This window comes from Microbacterium sp. NPDC090225 (assembly GCF_044772365.1).
Classification (GTDB): domain Bacteria; phylum Actinomycetota; class Actinomycetes; order Actinomycetales; family Microbacteriaceae; genus Microbacterium.
Genome location: NZ_JBIVYS010000001.1, coordinates 1,754,023 through 1,769,391, shown reverse-complemented (window position 1 = coordinate 1,769,391; position 15,369 = coordinate 1,754,023). Strand labels below are relative to the sequence as shown.

At 71.2% G+C, this 15,369-nt stretch carries 14 protein-coding genes; 9 read left to right on the top strand and 5 right to left on the bottom strand.

Annotation, left to right across the window (positions count from 1 at the left end; translation table 11 throughout):
• Positions 1 to 4 precede the first annotated feature (4 nt).
• Both ACIQTT_RS08375 and ACIQTT_RS08370 read right to left on the bottom strand, forming a co-directional pair.
• On the bottom strand, positions 5 to 1,270 hold the full coding sequence (locus ACIQTT_RS08375; protein WP_402788475.1) for an ABC transporter substrate-binding protein: 1,266 nt from the start codon (positions 1,268 to 1,270) through the stop codon (positions 5 to 7).
• Between the two features lie 201 nt (positions 1,271 to 1,471).
• A complete protein-coding gene (locus ACIQTT_RS08370; protein WP_402788473.1) occupies positions 1,472 to 2,218 on the bottom strand; it encodes a FadR/GntR family transcriptional regulator in 747 nt (248 codons plus the stop codon).
• A 109-nt stretch (positions 2,219 to 2,327) separates the two neighbouring features.
• Here ACIQTT_RS08370 and ACIQTT_RS08365 point away from each other — a divergent pair, with 109 nt between their 5' ends.
• Genes ACIQTT_RS08365 through ACIQTT_RS08330 form a run of 8 tightly spaced genes read left to right on the top strand, consistent with a single transcriptional unit; the run spans position 2,328 to position 11,405 of the window.
• Positions 2,328 to 3,482, top strand: a complete 1,155-nt coding sequence (locus tag ACIQTT_RS08365) for a mandelate racemase/muconate lactonizing enzyme family protein (RefSeq protein ID WP_402788471.1) — start codon at positions 2,328 to 2,330, stop codon at positions 3,480 to 3,482.
• The gene (locus ACIQTT_RS08360) at positions 3,482 to 4,438 is read left to right on the top strand and encodes an MBL fold metallo-hydrolase (protein ID WP_402788470.1); all 957 of its coding nucleotides are present in this window, start codon (positions 3,482 to 3,484) and stop codon (positions 4,436 to 4,438) included. The genes ACIQTT_RS08365 and ACIQTT_RS08360 overlap by 1 nt, the downstream gene beginning before the upstream one ends.
• The gene (locus ACIQTT_RS08355; RefSeq protein ID WP_402788468.1) at positions 4,435 to 5,487 is read left to right on the top strand and encodes a Gfo/Idh/MocA family protein; all 1,053 of its coding nucleotides are present in this window, start codon (positions 4,435 to 4,437) and stop codon (positions 5,485 to 5,487) included. Before ACIQTT_RS08360 ends, ACIQTT_RS08355 begins: the two co-directional genes overlap by 4 nt.
• A 29-nt stretch (positions 5,488 to 5,516) precedes the next feature.
• Positions 5,517 to 6,746: a CaiB/BaiF CoA transferase family protein gene (locus ACIQTT_RS08350; protein ID WP_402788466.1), complete on the top strand. Its 1,230-nt coding sequence runs from the start codon at positions 5,517 to 5,519 to the stop codon at positions 6,744 to 6,746.
• Positions 6,743 to 7,879 (top strand): hypothetical protein, encoded by a 1,137-nt coding sequence (locus ACIQTT_RS08345; RefSeq protein ID WP_402788464.1) that lies wholly within the window; start codon positions 6,743 to 6,745, stop codon positions 7,877 to 7,879. The genes ACIQTT_RS08350 and ACIQTT_RS08345 overlap by 4 nt, the downstream gene beginning before the upstream one ends.
• A complete protein-coding gene (locus ACIQTT_RS08340; RefSeq protein WP_402788462.1) occupies positions 7,876 to 8,664 on the top strand; it encodes an enoyl-CoA hydratase/isomerase family protein in 789 nt (262 codons plus the stop codon). Before ACIQTT_RS08345 ends, ACIQTT_RS08340 begins: the two co-directional genes overlap by 4 nt.
• A 39-nt stretch (positions 8,665 to 8,703) precedes the next feature.
• Positions 8,704 to 9,894: a fumarylacetoacetate hydrolase family protein gene (locus ACIQTT_RS08335; RefSeq protein ID WP_402788461.1), complete on the top strand. Its 1,191-nt coding sequence runs from the start codon at positions 8,704 to 8,706 to the stop codon at positions 9,892 to 9,894.
• On the top strand, positions 9,891 to 11,405 hold the full coding sequence (locus tag ACIQTT_RS08330) for an aldehyde dehydrogenase (NADP(+)) (RefSeq protein WP_402788459.1): 1,515 nt from the start codon (positions 9,891 to 9,893) through the stop codon (positions 11,403 to 11,405). Before ACIQTT_RS08335 ends, ACIQTT_RS08330 begins: the two co-directional genes overlap by 4 nt.
• Before the next feature lie 82 nt (positions 11,406 to 11,487).
• Here the strand turns inward: ACIQTT_RS08330 and ACIQTT_RS08325 are convergent, their stop codons facing one another.
• Genes ACIQTT_RS08325 through ACIQTT_RS08315 form a run of 3 tightly spaced genes read right to left on the bottom strand, consistent with a single transcriptional unit; the run spans position 11,488 to position 14,260 of the window.
• Positions 11,488 to 12,483 carry an aldo/keto reductase gene (locus ACIQTT_RS08325; protein WP_402788457.1) on the bottom strand — a complete coding sequence of 332 codons (996 nt, stop codon included), beginning with the start codon at positions 12,481 to 12,483 and terminating at the stop codon, positions 11,488 to 11,490.
• On the bottom strand, positions 12,483 to 13,241 hold the full coding sequence (locus tag ACIQTT_RS08320; RefSeq protein ID WP_402788455.1) for an SDR family oxidoreductase: 759 nt from the start codon (positions 13,239 to 13,241) through the stop codon (positions 12,483 to 12,485). The genes ACIQTT_RS08325 and ACIQTT_RS08320 overlap by 1 nt, the downstream gene beginning before the upstream one ends.
• Positions 13,238 to 14,260: a zinc-binding dehydrogenase gene (locus ACIQTT_RS08315; RefSeq protein ID WP_402788453.1), complete on the bottom strand. Its 1,023-nt coding sequence runs from the start codon at positions 14,258 to 14,260 to the stop codon at positions 13,238 to 13,240. The genes ACIQTT_RS08320 and ACIQTT_RS08315 overlap by 4 nt, the downstream gene beginning before the upstream one ends.
• Before the next feature lie 111 nt (positions 14,261 to 14,371).
• On the opposite strand from ACIQTT_RS08315, the gene ACIQTT_RS08310 reads away from it, so the two are divergent.
• Positions 14,372 to 15,304, top strand: a complete 933-nt coding sequence (locus tag ACIQTT_RS08310; RefSeq protein ID WP_402788451.1) for a M15 family metallopeptidase — start codon at positions 14,372 to 14,374, stop codon at positions 15,302 to 15,304.
• The last annotated feature ends 65 nt before the right edge of the window (positions 15,305 to 15,369 follow it).

Below are 15,369 nucleotides of genomic sequence, written 5' to 3'. Positions count from 1 at the left end.
GGGATCAGCCCTCCGACGCTGCCAGCTGGGCTGCGGCGTCCTGCACGGTGACCTCGCCACCGAGCAGCTGCTGACCGAGGCGGTGCAGCAGGTCGAGGGTCTCGGCCTCGAGCGCGGTGTGCAGCAGCGGCTTGCTGCCGGCGGCATCCGCGACGATCTCGTTCGCCGACACGATGTCGGTGTCGAGCTCGATGGTCGTGTCGGACGTGATCTGACCGCCCGCGAGCGAGTACGCGGCAAGGGCGTCGTGGTCGACGGTCGCCTTGATCCAGTCGACGCCGAGATCCTTCTTGTCCTCGTTGAGCACCGCGTATCCGATGCCGCCCTCGGCCGGGAGGGCCAGGGTGGTGCCGTCGTTGACGGTGACCGGCATCATGAACCCGAGGTCCTCGCCGAGGAACTCGTCGAACTGCTTCCAGTGCGCCGTGCCGCTCATGAGGCCGATGACCATGGCCGACTTGCCGCCCGAGAACAGGTCGAACGAGTCGTTGAACATCGCGGTGGAGTTCGCGCCCTCGTTGTACCAGCCGTCGGCCGCGGTGTCGGCCCACATCTGCAGGACCTGCACCGCGTGCTCGCTCGTCCAGTCGCGGTCGCCGTCGATCCAGGCGTCGTACTCCTCGGGGGTGAAGACGCCCGAGCCGAAGCCCGAGAGGAAGAACTCGATGCCGAGGCCCTCCTTGTTGCCGAGCGCGAAGCACGAGGCGTCCGTCTTCTCGGTGATCGAGGCGCAGGCGGCCGCCAGCTCGTCCCAGGTCTGGGGCGGGTTGTCGGCGTCGAGGCCGGCCTCGGTGAAGAGGGCCTTGTTGTAGTAGATCGGGAAGCCCTGGAGGAACATCGGGGCGGAGTAGGTCTCGCCGTCGGCCTGGAAGGCGGGCCAGCCGGCGAGGGTGTCCTCGAGGTCGGCGAGCTCGTCGGTGACGGGGATGAGCGAGTCGGCGCGGCTCTTGAGCTGCGTGCCGCCGTTGAACAGGGCGACGTCGGGGCCGGTGCCGGCCTCGATCGCGCTGCCGAGCAGTGTGTAGTACTGGTCGAACGGCTGGTTGACGATCTCGACCTCGACGTCGGGGTGCTTCTCGGCGAATGCCGCCTTGACGTCTTCGGTGTACGCGGCCGCGGCCTCGTCGGCGTCGCCCCAGTTCCAGACGACGAGCTTGTCGCTCGTGCCCGAGCCTCCGCCGGTCGATCCGTTCGGCGATGCTCCACCGCATCCGGTGAGTGCCAGTGCCGCCACGCCGATGGCGGCGGGGATGGCGATCCTTCGCTTCATTGCGATCCTCTCAACATTGATAGGGAAGTTGCTGCAGGGACCCGAGGGTGCAGGCCTTGCGTCGAAACATACTACGTCTTACGAAAACGATCAAGCAAACATCACATGACTGACGTTCGTCGTCTCCGTTGCGGGCTCAATATGTCGGCTTCCGGGGCTTTCGCGGGAGTGATTTTGATCCCACCCCGGAGGCGCAGGCCGTCAGGAACGCTTTTTCGACGGCAGACGCCGACGCGACCACGAGCCGAGGATGTGCTCACTCATCGCGAGGCGCGCGGCCTCGGCGTCACCGGCCGAGATCGCCTCGAGGACGGCGGTGTGCTCGGCGAGGGTCAGCTCGAACGCGTGCGCAGGGTCGACGCCGGTGAAGCGGTCGCTGCCCACGGCGTGAGCGATGAGTACGCGCGCGATGTTCTCGGCGAGGCCGTTGTCGGCGAGCTCCATCACGGCCAGGTGGAACTGCACGTCGGCCTCGCGGAACGCGGCCGAGTCGTCGACGTGGGCGTGCATCGCCTCGAGGTTCTCGCGCAGGCGGGCTCGAGCGTCGTCGTCGACGGTGCGGGCGGCGGACGCGGCCATCGCGGCTTCGAGCGCGCCGCGCACCACGCTGAGGTCGTCGAGCACGCCGAGGGTCGAGTCGTTCTCGATCATGGCGGTGAGCACGGAGGGGTCGAGCACGTTCCAGCTCGTGGAGGGGTTCACGTGGGTGCCGCGCCCCTGGGCGACCGTGACCATGCCCTTCTCCTGCAGGCGCTTCATCGTCTCGCGGATGACGGTGCGGCTCACGCCGAACTGCACGCTGATGACGCTCTCGGGCGGCAGCAGGTCGCCCGGTGCGTACTCCCCGGTGACGATCGACTGGACGAGCTCGTTCAGTACGGTCGCGCCGATGCGATCGATGGGGGTGCGTGCGCGACCGGCGGTGGTGGCGTCTGCGGGCGGGGTCATGAACGCCACTCTATTCACCCCGTCGGTGGGTGCATCAGAGACACTCGCGAAACGACAGACATATGATGTATGTTGTTTTCACATTCGATCTCTCACACTCAAGGGCGACATGAAGATCACCGGCTACCGCACGCTGCGCACCGTCCACGACTGGGGGCGCCCCGTCGGCGACGTCAACGGGTTCATCGCATCCGGCGTCACCGACGTGCCGCTCGTGATCCTCGAGACCGACGAGGGCGTCGAGGGCGTCGGCATGGGGTCGCACGCCGACCTCGAGCGCCTGTTCCCCGCCCTCGAGGGGCAGGATCCTCGCGCCGTCACCACCCTCTACGACGCGATGCTCGCGCGGGTGTTCAAGTCGTCGCACGGCGGCGCGACCTTCGGCGGCATCGGTGCGTTCGACACCGCGCTGTGGGACATCAAGGCCAAGCTCGCTGGCGAGCCGCTGTGGCGCCTGCTCGGAGCGGGCGACCGCTTCGTGCCCGGCTACGCCTCGGGCCTCGACGCCGCCCTCGACGACGAGCAGCTCGCCGCCCTCTACCGCCGCTTCGGCGAGCGCGGCTACACCGCCGCCAAGCTCAAGGGCGGGCGAAACGTCGAGGCAGACCTGCGCCGCTTCGGCATCCTCGCCGACGTCCTCCAGGCCGGCGGCGCGGCGCCCGCCCTCATGCTCGACGCCAACGAGTCGTGGAACCTCAAGCAGGCCGTCCGGCACGTCAGCGCCCTCGAGGAGCGCATCGACCTCACCTGGGTCGAGGAGCCGCTGCGGCGGTGGGATGCCGCGGGGCACGCGCGCCTGAGCGCGGCGATCAAGGCCTCCGTCGCCACCGGCGAGAACCTCACCGGGCTCGAGCAGTACCGTCCTCTTCTCGACGCCGGCGGTGCCGACATCGTGCAGGCGGGCGCCGTCTGGGGCGTCACGCACTTCCTGCGCGTGGCGATCGCCGCGCACGCCCGTGATCTGCCCGTCAGCCCCGTCGGGCTCACCGCGAACCACACCGTGACGGCGGCCGCCGCCGCCGTGCCCAATCACCTCTCGGCCGAGGTGCAGGACCTCGGGTCGCCGTTCGGGCTCGTGCTCGACCAGGAGTTCACCGACGGCGGCGTCGTGCTCGGCGACCGCCCGGGCGTCGGCATCGAGGTCGACGAGGCGCTCATCCTCAAGGCCCGCAGCGAGGCCACCTGGCAGGAACCGGCCGGGCCCCACGTGCGCTCGAAGCGCGCAGGTCTCCGCCTGATCGACCACGGCACCTGGAGCGAATGATGCAGGTGCGTCACGGCATCCACCGCATCCAGGCGCCGCTCGGCGAGCGCTTCATCGCGATGTACCTGCTCACCGGTCCGGCGGGCGCGCTGCTGTTCGACACCGGTGTCGCCGATTCCGTACCCGGCGCCCTGCTGCCGACGCTCGAGGAGATCGGGTTCGACCTCGCCGACCTGCGCTGGGTGATCAGCTCGCACTGCGACTTCGATCACACGGGCGGCAATGCGGCGCTCGCCGCGGTCGCCCCGCGCGCCGAGTTCCTGGCCGGCCGCGCCGATGTCGCCATGACCGAAGACGTCGAGGAGCTCATCGCCGGGCGCTACGGCGAGTTCGCCGCGCGCGACGGCTTCGACGATCCGCCCGAGACGACCGCCGAGGTGCGGCGTTCGACCGGTCTCGTGCCGGTGGCGCGGGCGCTCGACGGCGGCGAGACGTTCGATCTCGGCGACCGCACGATCGAGGTGCTCGCGGTGCCGGGGCATTCCCCCGGGCACCTGGCACTGTGGGATGCCGCGAACGGCACCCTCCTCATCTCCGACGCCGTGCTCGGTGAGACGGTTCCGACGGCCGATGGTCGCGCGGCCTTCCCTCCCACCTATCGCGACACGGTCCGGTACGTCGACAGCATCCGTCGTCTGCGCGCCCTCGACGCCGAGCTGCTGCTCACGGCCCACTATCCCGTGTACGAGGGCGCGGCGGTGGCCGGGTTCCTCGACGACTCGCTCGCGTACGTGGAGCGCGTCGACCGGGTGATCGAACAGGTTCTCGCGGGCGGTGAGGAGCTCACCTCGCTCGAACTCATCCGACGCGCGGCATCCGATCTGGGGCCGTGGCCGGAAGCTGCGGCCGAGTACCTGATCTTCCCGATGACCGGCAACCTCGAGCGCCTCGTGCAGCAGGGCCGCGTCGTCGAGGGTGATCGCGACGGCACCCGCACCTGGCGGTGGCTCGCATGACCGCCGCGAAGGTGCGCCTCGGCGCGATCGGCGCCGGCTGGTGGGCGACGAGCAACCACTTTCCGCTGTTCGCGGCGCGCGACGACGTCGACCTCGTGGGCGTCTGCGGCAAGGGCGATGGGCTCGAGGCCGTGCGCGAGAAGTTCGGTTTCGGTTTCGCGACGGAGGACGCGACGGAACTGCTGGATGCCGACATCGACGCGGTCGTGATCTCCACCCCGCACGACCTGCACCATCCGCTCGCCGCTCAGGCGCTCGACCGCGGGCTGCACGTGCTGTGCGAGAAGCCGATGACCCTGCACGCCGACGAGGCGTGGGATCTCGCCGCCCGCGCCGAGCGCGCCGGCACCGTCTTCCTCGTGCCCTACGGCTGGAACTACAAGCCGTTCACGGTGGCGGCCAAGCGGATGCTCGACGCCGGGGCGATCGGCGAGATCCAGTACGCCCTCTGTCACATGGCCTCGCCCACCCGCGGACTGTTCGGCACCGACCCGACGCACATGCTCGAGCGCTGGAACTCCGACACCGCCCCCGACCCGACCACATGGTCGAGCCCCGAGCACGGCGGTGGATACGCGCACGGCCAGATCACCCACTCCTCGGCGCTGCTGTTCTGGCTCACGGGGCTGCGCGCGGCATCCGTCGCCGGTCGGGCGATCACCGCCGGGGCGCCCGTCGACCTGTACGACGCGGGCGTGATCCGCTTCGAGAACGGGGCGCTGGGCTCGCTGTCCGGGGCCGCGACGCTCGCCGACGGCGACAAGTACCAGGTCGACATCCGCCTGTTCGGCACCGAGGGCGTGCTCATGATCGACGTCGAGCGCGAGCGCGTGACCCTCAGCCGCTACGACGGCCGCCGCGAGGAACTCGTGATCCCCGAGGGGGAGGGCGAGTACGAATGCCTCGTGCCGCCCGCCCGCTTCATCGAGCTGATCACCGGCGCGAGCCGTGAGAACAACTCCGACGTGACGGTCGCCGCCCGCTCGGTCGAGCTGATCGACGCGCTGCTGCGCTCGTCGGCCGCCGGCGGCGTCGACACCGCCGTCTGATCCCGACGTCTGACAACCAGAGGAACGACATGTCCGACACCCCCACCCGCGGCATCCTCGACGGATACCGCGTCATCGACTGCTCGATCGCTATGGCCGGGCCCTTCGCCGCGCAGCGCCTCGGCGACCTGGGCGCCGACGTCATCAAGGTCGAGCCGACCGCCGGTGAATGGCAGCGCTTCGCCTCGGCCGGCGGCGCGCAGGGCAACGAGATCAACGTCTCGTTCCTCTCCCTCAACCGCAACAAGCGTTCGCTGGCCGTCGACCTGAAATCGGATGCCGGGCGCGAGGTCGTGCGCGATCTCATCGCCGGGGCCGACGTCTTCCTGCAGAACTACCGCCCGGGGGTCGCCGCGCGCCTCGGCCTCGACTACGAGAGCCTGGCGGCGATCAACCCCTCGCTCGTGTATGTCTCGATGTCGGGCTACGGCGAGGACGGCCCCTATAAGGACCGCCCGGGCCAGGACCTCATCCTGCAGGCCATGAGCGGTGCGATGCTGTCGGCCGGGCGCGCGGGCGAGCCGCCGACGCCGGCGGGCCAGTACCTGGCGGATGCCGTGACCGCGTCGACCGCCTTCGAAGCCGTGCTCGCCGCCCTGCTGCACCGCGAGCGCACCGGCGAGGGTCAGCTCGTGACCGTCAACATGCTCGATGCGCTCACCACCCTGCAGATGCAGGAGCTGAGCGTGTACACGGTCGGCGGGGTGCCGCAGAAGCGCGGCACCGAGCCGAACGCGCACGTCTACATCCGCGCACCCTACGGCGTCTTCGCGACGAGTGACGGCTACCTCGCGCTCGGTTTCGCCGATCTCGAGAAGCTCGGCGAGGTGCTCGACGAGCCCTCGTTCGCGGGGCTCGACCCCGAGGTGCACGGCTGGACGCACCGCGACGAGCTGTACGCGACGGTGGCCCGCCACCTGCGTGAGCGCTCCACCCAGCACTGGCTCGACACGCTGCTGCCCGCCGGCATGTGGGTGGGGCCGGTCTACGGTTACGAGGACCTCGTGGCCGACCCGCAGATCATCCACAACGGCACGTTCGTCGAGTACGACCACCCCACCGAGGGGCGCATCAAGACGCCCGGGTTCCCGTACCGGTTCGCGAAGACGCCCGCGCGCATCGACCGCGGCGCCCCGCTCACGGGCGAGCACACGGCCGAGATCCTCGCCGAGCTGGGAGTCTCGCCCGAGCGCACGCAGGAGCTGCTCGATGCCGGGGCGGTCGCCCAGACCGCCGTTCCGGTTCCGGTGCCGTCGTGACCGACTACGTCGGTCTGACCTGGGATCACCCGCGCGGCCGTCACGCTCTGGAGGCGGCGGCCAGAGACCTCGGCGACGGCGATACCCTGCGCTGGGAGGTGCAGTCGCTCGAGGGGTTCGAGTCCGCGCCGATCGACGAGCTCGCCCGCCGTTACGACCTGCTCGTGCTCGATCACCCGCACCTCGGCGATGCGCTCGCGAGCGGCGGCATCCGTCCTCTCGGTGAACTGTTCGACACCGCGCGGATCGCGGAATGGGCGGATGCCGCGGTCGGCCCGAGCATCGCCTCGTACACGCTCGATGGCCGGCTGTGGGCGCTGCCGCTGGATGCCGCGACGCAGGTGTCGGTGCGGCGCCGCGACCTCGTCGCCGAAGCGCCCGAGACCTGGGACGACGCGCTCGCCCTCGCCGAGCGCGGGCTCGTCGCGACGAGCCTGGCCGGTCCGCACGCGTTCCTGTCGCTGTGCTCGATCGCGGTGTCGCTCGGCGACGACCCGGGGCGCGGGGAGGGGCTGTTCGACCGCACCATCGCACGGGGGGCGCTCGACCTTCTCACGCGGCTCTCGGCTCATGCACCGGCGGGCACCGACCTGCTCAACCCGATCGGTCTGCTCGACCGGATGCGCGACCGCGGTGACATCGGGTACATCCCGCTCGTCTACGGCTACGTGAACTACAGCTCCCCGATCGTCGCCTTCGACCGCGCGCCCGCGCACGCCGGACGCATCGGATCGACGATCGGTGGCACCGGCATCGCCGTCACCCGCCGCTCCGTGCCCTCGCCCACCCTGCTCGCGCACCTGGGGCACCTGCTCAGCGACGACGCGCAGCGCGGGTTCATCCCCGCGCACGACGGCCAGCCCGGCCTGCGCGCGGCGTGGACGGATGCCGCGGTCGACCGGGCCGCGTACGGCTTCTACTCCCGCACGCTCTCGACCATCGAGGCGGCGTGGGTGCGACCCCGGATCGCCGGGTACATCCCGTTCCAGTCCGCGGCATCCGCTCTCGTGCGCGACGCGGTCGCCGGGCGCCGCAGCGCCGACGACGTGCTCGACGAGATCGAGGCGCGGTTCGCCGCGCTTTCCACCGACGCCGTGACCGCCGACAACCGTCTGCAGAAGGAGACCGCATGACCGACTCGGCCATCACCGACGAGCCGTTGATCGTCGTCACACGAGAGGGGCACGTCGCGACCGTGCGACTCAACCGCCCCGCCAAGCTCAACGCCGTGACCCAGGCCATGAGCGACGAGCTCGTGGGCATCGTGCGCCGCCTCAACGACGACCCCGAGGTGCGGGCCGTCGTCTACACCGGCACCGGTCGTGCGTTCAGCGCCGGCAGCGACATCTCGACCCTCGACCAGTACGAGACGCCGTGGGAGTTCCGCAACCGCCGCGACTACTGCGACGCGTTGCGCGACCTGCGCAAGCCCGTGATCGCCGCGATCAACGGGTACGCGTTCGGGGGCGGGCTCGAAGCGTCGCTGACGTGCGACATCCGCATCGCCGCCGACACCGCGAGCTTCGCCGCCCCCGAGATCAAGCTCGGCTGGATCGGCGGGGGAGGGATGTCGGTACTGCTGGCGAACTCCATCGGCGCGAGCAACGCCGCCCTCATGCTGCTCACCGGCGACCCGATCGACGCGCAGCGCGCGCTCGCCTGGGGCCTCATCAGTGAGATCGTGCCCGCCGATGATCTGCTCGCCCGCGCGCAGGAGCTCGCCGCGACGATCGCCGCGCGTCCGCCGATCGCGGCCGAGACCGCGAAGGCCAATCTGCGCGCCGCGTTCAACCTGCCGCAGGACCAGGCCATCGCCTACGAGCGCGAGATGCAGGGCATCACCTTCGCCACCGCGGATGCCGCCGAGGGGCGCGCCGCCTTCGCCGAGAAGCGCCCCGGCGTCTTCCACCGGCGCTGACGCCGGCTCCGATACCCCACCGACCTCCCGAGGAGAGACATGAGCGACACCTGGACCGGAGACGCCACCGGCATCCTCCCCGCCGATGCGAGCGACGCCCTGCTCGTCGGGCGCGTGCAGACGCCGGCAGGGCCGAGCGTGGTGGTGCTTCGCGACGGCATCCTGCACGACCTGTCGGCCACCTTCCCGACGATGACCGCACTCACCGAGAGCGCCGACCCGGCAGCCGCCGCGCGTGCCGCGGACGGGCCGTCACTCGGTGCGTTCGCCGACGTCTGGGCGAACACCGCGCCCGACACCCGCGGCGATGCCCACCCGTGGCTGCTCTCGCCGATCGACCTGCAGGTCGTCAAGGCCTCGGGTGTGACCTTCCCCGTATCGATGCTCGAGCGCATCATCGAGGAGAAGGCGCGCGGTGAGGCCGAGTCGGCCGACGGCATCCGCGCCACGATCCTCGACGCGCTGGGCGGCGACGTGCGCGACCTCGTTCCGGGGTCGCCCGAGGCGGCCCGCCTCAAGCAGGTGCTCATCGCCGCGGGACTGTGGAGCCAGTACCTCGAGGTCGGCATCGGCCCCGACGCCGAGATCTTCACCAAGGCACCCGTGCTCGCGACGGTCGGCGGCGGATCCGACGTCGGCGTGCTCGCCGAGTCGCACTGGAACAACCCCGAACCCGAGGTCGTGCTCGTCGTCTCCTCTCGCGGCGAGATCGTCGGGGCGACGCTCGGCAACGACGTCAACCTGCGCGACATCGAGGGGCGTTCGGCCCTGCTGCTCGGCCGCGCGAAGGACAACAACGCCTCGGCATCCGTCGGCCCGCTCATCCGCCTCTTCGACGGAGGGTTCTCGCTCGACGACGTGCGCGCCGAGTCGGTGTCGCTCTCGGTCGAGGGCGACGACGGCTTCCGCATGCGGGCCGAATCGCACATGGCGCAGATCAGCCGCGACCCCGCCGACCTCGTGCGGCAGGCGTCGGGCGACCACCACGCCTACCCCGACGGCTTCGTGCTCTACTTGGGAACGATGTTCGCCCCCACCGACGACCGCGACGAGCCCGGCCACGGCTTCACCCACCACCTCGGTGACATCGTGCGCATCTCATCGCCGCACCTCGGCGCGCTCGTCAACCGCGTGCAGCACAGCGAGCGGCTCGCCCCCTGGACCGTCGGCATCGGCGCGCTCATCACCTCCCTCGCCCAGCGGGGACTGCTCGGAAAGGCCAGTGCATGACCACCCTGACGACCACCGACCCCCGCACCGGCGCGCACTCCGACACCGGCATCGAAGCCACGGATGCCGCGGGCGTGGGCGCCGCGACCGCCGCTGCGGCATCCGCCTTCGCCGACCTACGCTCGCGCCCGCGGGCCTGGCGGGCCGGACTCCTGCGCGCCCTCGCCGACGGCCTCGAGGCCGACCGCGCCCCGCTCGTCGACGCCGCGCTCGCCGAGACCGGGCTGCCCGAGGCGCGCCTGAACGGCGAGCTCTCGCGCAGCGCCTTCCAGTTCCGCCTCTTCGCCGACGCCGTCGACGAGGGCGGCTACCTCGAGGCGATCATCGACCACGCGGGCCCCACGCCGCTCGGCCCGGGCCCGGACGTGCGGCGGATGCTCGTGCCGATCGGCCCCGTCGCCGTCTTCGGCGCCAGCAACTTCCCGTTCGCGTTCTCGGTCATCGGCGGCGACACCGCTTCGGCGCTCGCCGCGGGCAACCCGGTCGTCGTCAAGGCGCACAGCTCCCACCCGGTCACCTCGCAGCGCTCGTTCGAGTCGCTCGCGCGGGCGGCGTCGGCGTACGGGGCGCCCGAGGGCTCCTTCGGGATCGTCTACGGGCAGCAGGCGGGAGCGGTGCTCGTCGCCGATCCGGTCATCACCGCCGTCGGGTTCACGGGGTCGCTGTCGACCGGCAAGATCCTGCAGGGGATCATCGACGAGCGCGAGACGCCCATCCCGTTCTACGGCGAGCTGTCGAGCCTGAACCCGCTCGTCATCACGCCGGGGGCCGCTGTGGCGCGCACCGCGGCTCTCGGTGAGGGCCTGTTCGGATCGGTCACGGGGTCGGCCGGGCAGCTGTGCACCAAGCCCGGCATCGCTTTCGTTCCGGCAGGGGTCGAGGGCGATGCGCTCGTCGCCGACGTGGTGGCGCGGGCGCAGGATGCCGCGGCGCAGACTCTCCTGAACTCCCGGATTCACGGGGCGTTCGACGAGATCCGCGAGCGACTGATCGCCGAGGGCGGGGCGCGCAGCCTCGTCGCCCCGCGCGCCGGAGCCGACGGCTTCTCGCTGACGCCCGCGGTTCTCGAGATCGCCGCGACGGATGTGACCCCGGCGGTCGCCGAGGAGGCGTTCGGGCCCCTCGTCGTGCTCGTGCGTTACGCCTCGACGGGCGAGATCACTGCGGCGCTGCAGGCTGTGCCGCACTCGCTGACGGCCACGATCCACTCGCAGCCCGAGGAGGCCGAGGTGCGCGGCGAGCTCACCGACGCCGCACGCGACCTCGTCGGTCGCATCGTTTACGACGGGTACCCCACGGGTGTGCGGGTGTCGTGGGCCATGAACCACGGCGGCCCCTGGCCCGCGACCAACACGCAGCACACGTCGGTGGGTGTGACGGCGCTGCGGCGGTTCCTGCGTCCGCTCGCCTGGCAGGATGCCCCGGTCGATGTGCTTCCGGCCGAGCTGCGCGACGGTCCGGTCGACGTGCCCCGCCGCGTCGACGGCGTGCTGGAACTCGCCGGCGCCTGACCCTCGCGTGGGGGCCCTTCGTCTCGCTGCGCTCGCTCAGGAACCGGTTCCTGAGCGAGCGCAGCGACGAGACGAAGGGCCCTCAGCCGAAGACGCCCTCGGGGAGCAACCCGCGCGAGATCAGCACGCCCCAGAGGTCCTCGTCGACGACGGCATCCATGCGCCCGACCCCCTCGGCGACCTGGCGCGCGTCGCGGCATCCGAGCACGACCGAGGTGACCGCCGGATGCCGCAGGCTGAACTGCATGGCGGCGGTCGGCAGGTCGGTGCCGAACTCCTCGCACACCTCGGCGATCGCGTTCGCCCGGGCGATGAGCGCGGCCGGTGCCTGGACGTAGTCGTAGGTCGCGTCCGCCGCGACCCGCGGCCGCGCCAGCAGCCCGGAGTTGTAGACGCCGACGTTCACGATGCCGACGCCCGCCGCGAGCGCCGCGGGCAGCAGATCGGCCAACGGCCCCTGCTCCAACAGGGTGAAGCGCCCGGCGAGCATGACGACGTCGATGTCGGTCTCGCGCACGAACCGCGCCGGCAGCGCCGACTGGTTCATGCCCACGCCGATCGACGTGACGACGCGCTGCTCGCGCAGTTCGATCAGCGCGCCGATGCCCTCGGACGACGCCTGTTCCCAGTGATGGTCGGGGTCGTGCAGGTAGACGATGTCGAGCCGGTCGACGCCGAGCCGTTCGAGGCTCTCCTCGACCCCGCGCAGGATAGCGCCGCGCGAGAAATCGAACTCGCGGCGATACGCGGCGGGCACAGCGAATCCGCCCTCGTCGAGCTCCCCGGCCGCGTGCACCTGAGGCACGAGTGTGCGCCCCGCCTTGGTCGACAGCACGTACTCATCGCGCGGGTGCTCCGCCAACAGATCGCCCAGTCGGCGTTCGGAGTAGCCGAGGCCGTAATGCGGCGCCGTGTCGAACAGCCGCGACCCCCGCGCCCACGCCTCCTCGACCGCGCCCCGTGCCTGCTCGTCGGTGGTGACGCGGCCGAGGTTGCCGAGCTGCGCGCCGCCGAGTCCGAAACGGGTGAGCGGGGTGCCGGTGCGCAGGCGCGCACTCGGCATCGTGGAGGGGAGCATCAGCGCCCGAGCCATCCGCCGTCGACCGGCAGCACGATCCCGTCGACGTAATCGGATGCCGCCGACGAGAGGAACACGGCGGCTCCGCCGAGATCGGATGCCGCGCCCCACCGTCCGGCCGGGATGCGGGCGAGGATCGACTCCGACCGCTCGGGGTCGTCGCGGAGTGCCCGCGTGTTGTCGGTGGCGATGTAGCCGGGGGCGATCGCGTTGACGTTCACGCCGCGCCCCGCCCACTCGTTCGACAGTGCCTTCACGACCCCGGTGAGCCCCGACTTCGCCGCCGCATACCCGGGCACGTTGATGCCGCCCTGGAAGCTGAGCAGCGACGCGGTGAACACGATCTTGCCGCGTCCGCGCTCGAGCATCGATCCGCCCACGGTCTGCGCGAGGGCGAACTGGCTGGTGAGGTTGATGCGCAGAACGCGTTCGAACCACTCCATCGGATGCTCCGCCGCCGGAGCCCGCAGGATGGTGCCGGCGTTGTTGACGAGGATGTCGACCTCGGCGGCGCGCAGTTCGGCGCTGAGGTCGGCGACGGCGTCGGCATCCGACAGATCGCAACGGATCGCGCGGAACCCGCGCCCGCGCGCGGTGACGGCCTGCTCGATGTCGCTGCCGGAGGGTTCGATGCTCGTGCTGACCGCGATGATGTCGGCGCCAGCGTCGGCGAGGGCCGTGGCGATCCCGAAGCCGATGCCGCGATTCGCGCCCGTGACGACGGCGCGCTGACCGGTGAGGTCGAAGAGGCCGGTCATGCGCCGGCCTGCACGTCGACGAGGATCTTCATGGCGCGCCCGGCTTCGAGTTCGGCGAAGGCGTCGGCGGTCTCGGCGAGCGGCACGATGCGCGTGATCACCCGGTCGGTGGGGATCACGCCGTCGGCGAGCAGTTCGATCGCGGTCTCGAAGTCGGCGCGCTGGTACACCCGTGCGCCGAGCAGGCGCAGTTCGCGCCAGAACACCCGTTGCAGGTCGACCTCGCGCGGGGTGGGGTGGATGGCGACGACGACGATCGTGCCGCGCACCTTCGCGAGCGCCGTCATGCCGCGCACCGCAGCAGCGGCGCCCGAGACCTCGAACACGACGTCGGCGCCGGTGCCCGCGGTCCACTCCTCGACCCAGGCGACCTGGTCGGATGCCGAGGGGTCGAGCGTCGTGAATCCGAGCTCCTCGGCCTGGGCGCGACGCTGCGCGTCGATCTCGATCACCACGACCTCGGCACCCGTGTGGCGGGCGACGGTGGCGATGAGCGTGCCGATCGGGCCGCCGCCGATCACGACGGCCTTCTGCCCGGCGGTGAGGTCGGAGCGCCGCACGTCGTGCACGGCGACGGCGACCGGCTCGACGAGGGCGGCGTGATCGAGGGCGATGTCGGCGGGGAGCGCGAGGAGCGTGTCGGCCGGCACGTTCCAGAACCCCTGCAGCGAGCCGGGGGAGTCGATGCCGATGAAGTTCAGGTTCTGGCAGATGTGCTCGTTGCCGGCGAGGCAGGCGGGGCAGGTGCCGTCCCAGTCGAGGGGCATGACGGTGACCTTGTCTCCGATGCTCCAGCCGGTGGCCCCGGAGCCGAGGGCGTCGATCGTGCCGCTCATCTCGTGCCCGAAGACGAGTGGGCGCTCGACGCGGGAGTCCATGTTGCCGTGCAGGATGTGCAGGTCGGTGCCGCAGAGGCCGGTGTAGGCGACGCGGATGCGCACCTCTCCGTCGCGCGGGTCGGTCCGATCGGCCGTGCGCACGTCCAGTGTGCGATCGCCTACGTAGTTCACAGTCAGCACTGATTGCTCCTCTTCTCGCAGACCTCCAGATTACTCATACGTATGATGAATTTCCACCTGCCTGTGAATGCATATCGGTGACCGCGCGGCGATCGGGGCAGAATGGAGATCATGCCCGAATCGCCGCACGCTCAGCATGCGGCTCCACGCTCCCCGATCCGTGGTCCCGCCCTGCCGATCGGCGTCGCGGTGACCGCCATCGGCATCCTCCTCTCCCTCGCCTCGGCGCCGGCATCCTCCACGCCCGAGGCCTCGCGCTTGCCGGAGCCGGTCGCGGTCGTGCAGGTGCCCTCCGTCGATGTCGAATCCACCCCGGCCGCCGACCCGTGCGCCGAGGCATCCGTGCAGGAGGCCCTCGCCGCCGGTGACGACGCGGCCACCATCGCCGGCTTCGGCGGGGGCGAGGCCTTCCGCGCCGCGGTCGTGGCGGGCAACGCGCCGTGCATCTCGCTCTCCGACCCCGCGCGGGTGTGGGTCGTCGTCAACAAGGCGCGACCGCTCGACCCCGCCGACTACGCGCCCGGCGCCCTCGCCGACGTGCCTTTGCAGATGACGACGGCGTCCGGGCAGGTGCGCACCGACGTCGCGACCGCGGTCGGCGACATGGCGAACGCGGCGATCGAGGCCGGCGTCGGACGCCTCGGCGCGAACAACGGCTACCGCTCGTACGGCCTGCAGGTCACGACCTACGAGTCGCACGTGCGCGACCAGGGGCAGGCCGGGGCGGATGCCGGATCCGCGCGCCCCGGACACTCGGAGCACCAGACCGGCCTCGCGGTCGACGTCGTCGCGTGCGGCCTGGGCTGCGGCGGGCTCGACGGGTTCGGCGGCACCACGCAGAGCGACTGGGTCGCTGCCCACGCATGGGAGTACGGGTTCATCGTGCGCTACGAGGACGGGGGCTCCGGCGTCACCGGCTACGCGCCCGAGCCGTGGCACCTGCGTTACGTGGGGCGCGACCTCGCCGCGGCCTACCAGGCGGGCGGGTTCCACACGCTCGAGGAGTTCTTCGGCCTCCCGGCCGCGCCCGACTACCTGCCCTGAGCGGTGCTCGGAGGCATCCCACAATCGCGGTACCCAGTACCACGATGGGCGGGATGCATTCCCAC

What these genes read in the sequence shown, in the direction of transcription:
- ACIQTT_RS08340 (WP_402788462.1), top strand. Translation starts at nt 7,876, where the DNA reads ATGACCGACTCGGCCATCACCGACGAGCCGTTGATCGTCGTCACACGA.
- ACIQTT_RS08310 (WP_402788451.1), top strand. Translation starts at nt 14,372, where the DNA reads ATGCCCGAATCGCCGCACGCTCAGCATGCGGCTCCACGCTCCCCGATC.
- ACIQTT_RS08355 (WP_402788468.1), top strand. Translation starts at nt 4,435, where the DNA reads ATGACCGCCGCGAAGGTGCGCCTCGGCGCGATCGGCGCCGGCTGGTGG.
- ACIQTT_RS08365 (WP_402788471.1), top strand. Translation starts at nt 2,328, where the DNA reads ATGAAGATCACCGGCTACCGCACGCTGCGCACCGTCCACGACTGGGGG.
- ACIQTT_RS08360 (WP_402788470.1), top strand. Translation starts at nt 3,482, where the DNA reads ATGCAGGTGCGTCACGGCATCCACCGCATCCAGGCGCCGCTCGGCGAG.
- ACIQTT_RS08370 (WP_402788473.1), bottom strand. Translation starts at nt 2,218, where the DNA reads ATGACCCCGCCCGCAGACGCCACCACCGCCGGTCGCGCACGCACCCCC.
- ACIQTT_RS08325 (WP_402788457.1), bottom strand. Translation starts at nt 12,483, where the DNA reads ATGCTCCCCTCCACGATGCCGAGTGCGCGCCTGCGCACCGGCACCCCG.
- ACIQTT_RS08350 (WP_402788466.1), top strand. Translation starts at nt 5,517, where the DNA reads ATGTCCGACACCCCCACCCGCGGCATCCTCGACGGATACCGCGTCATC.
- ACIQTT_RS08375 (WP_402788475.1), bottom strand. Translation starts at nt 1,270, where the DNA reads ATGAAGCGAAGGATCGCCATCCCCGCCGCCATCGGCGTGGCGGCACTG.
- ACIQTT_RS08335 (WP_402788461.1), top strand. Translation starts at nt 8,704, where the DNA reads ATGAGCGACACCTGGACCGGAGACGCCACCGGCATCCTCCCCGCCGAT.
- ACIQTT_RS08330 (WP_402788459.1), top strand. Translation starts at nt 9,891, where the DNA reads ATGACCACCCTGACGACCACCGACCCCCGCACCGGCGCGCACTCCGAC.
- ACIQTT_RS08320 (WP_402788455.1), bottom strand. Translation starts at nt 13,241, where the DNA reads ATGACCGGCCTCTTCGACCTCACCGGTCAGCGCGCCGTCGTCACGGGC.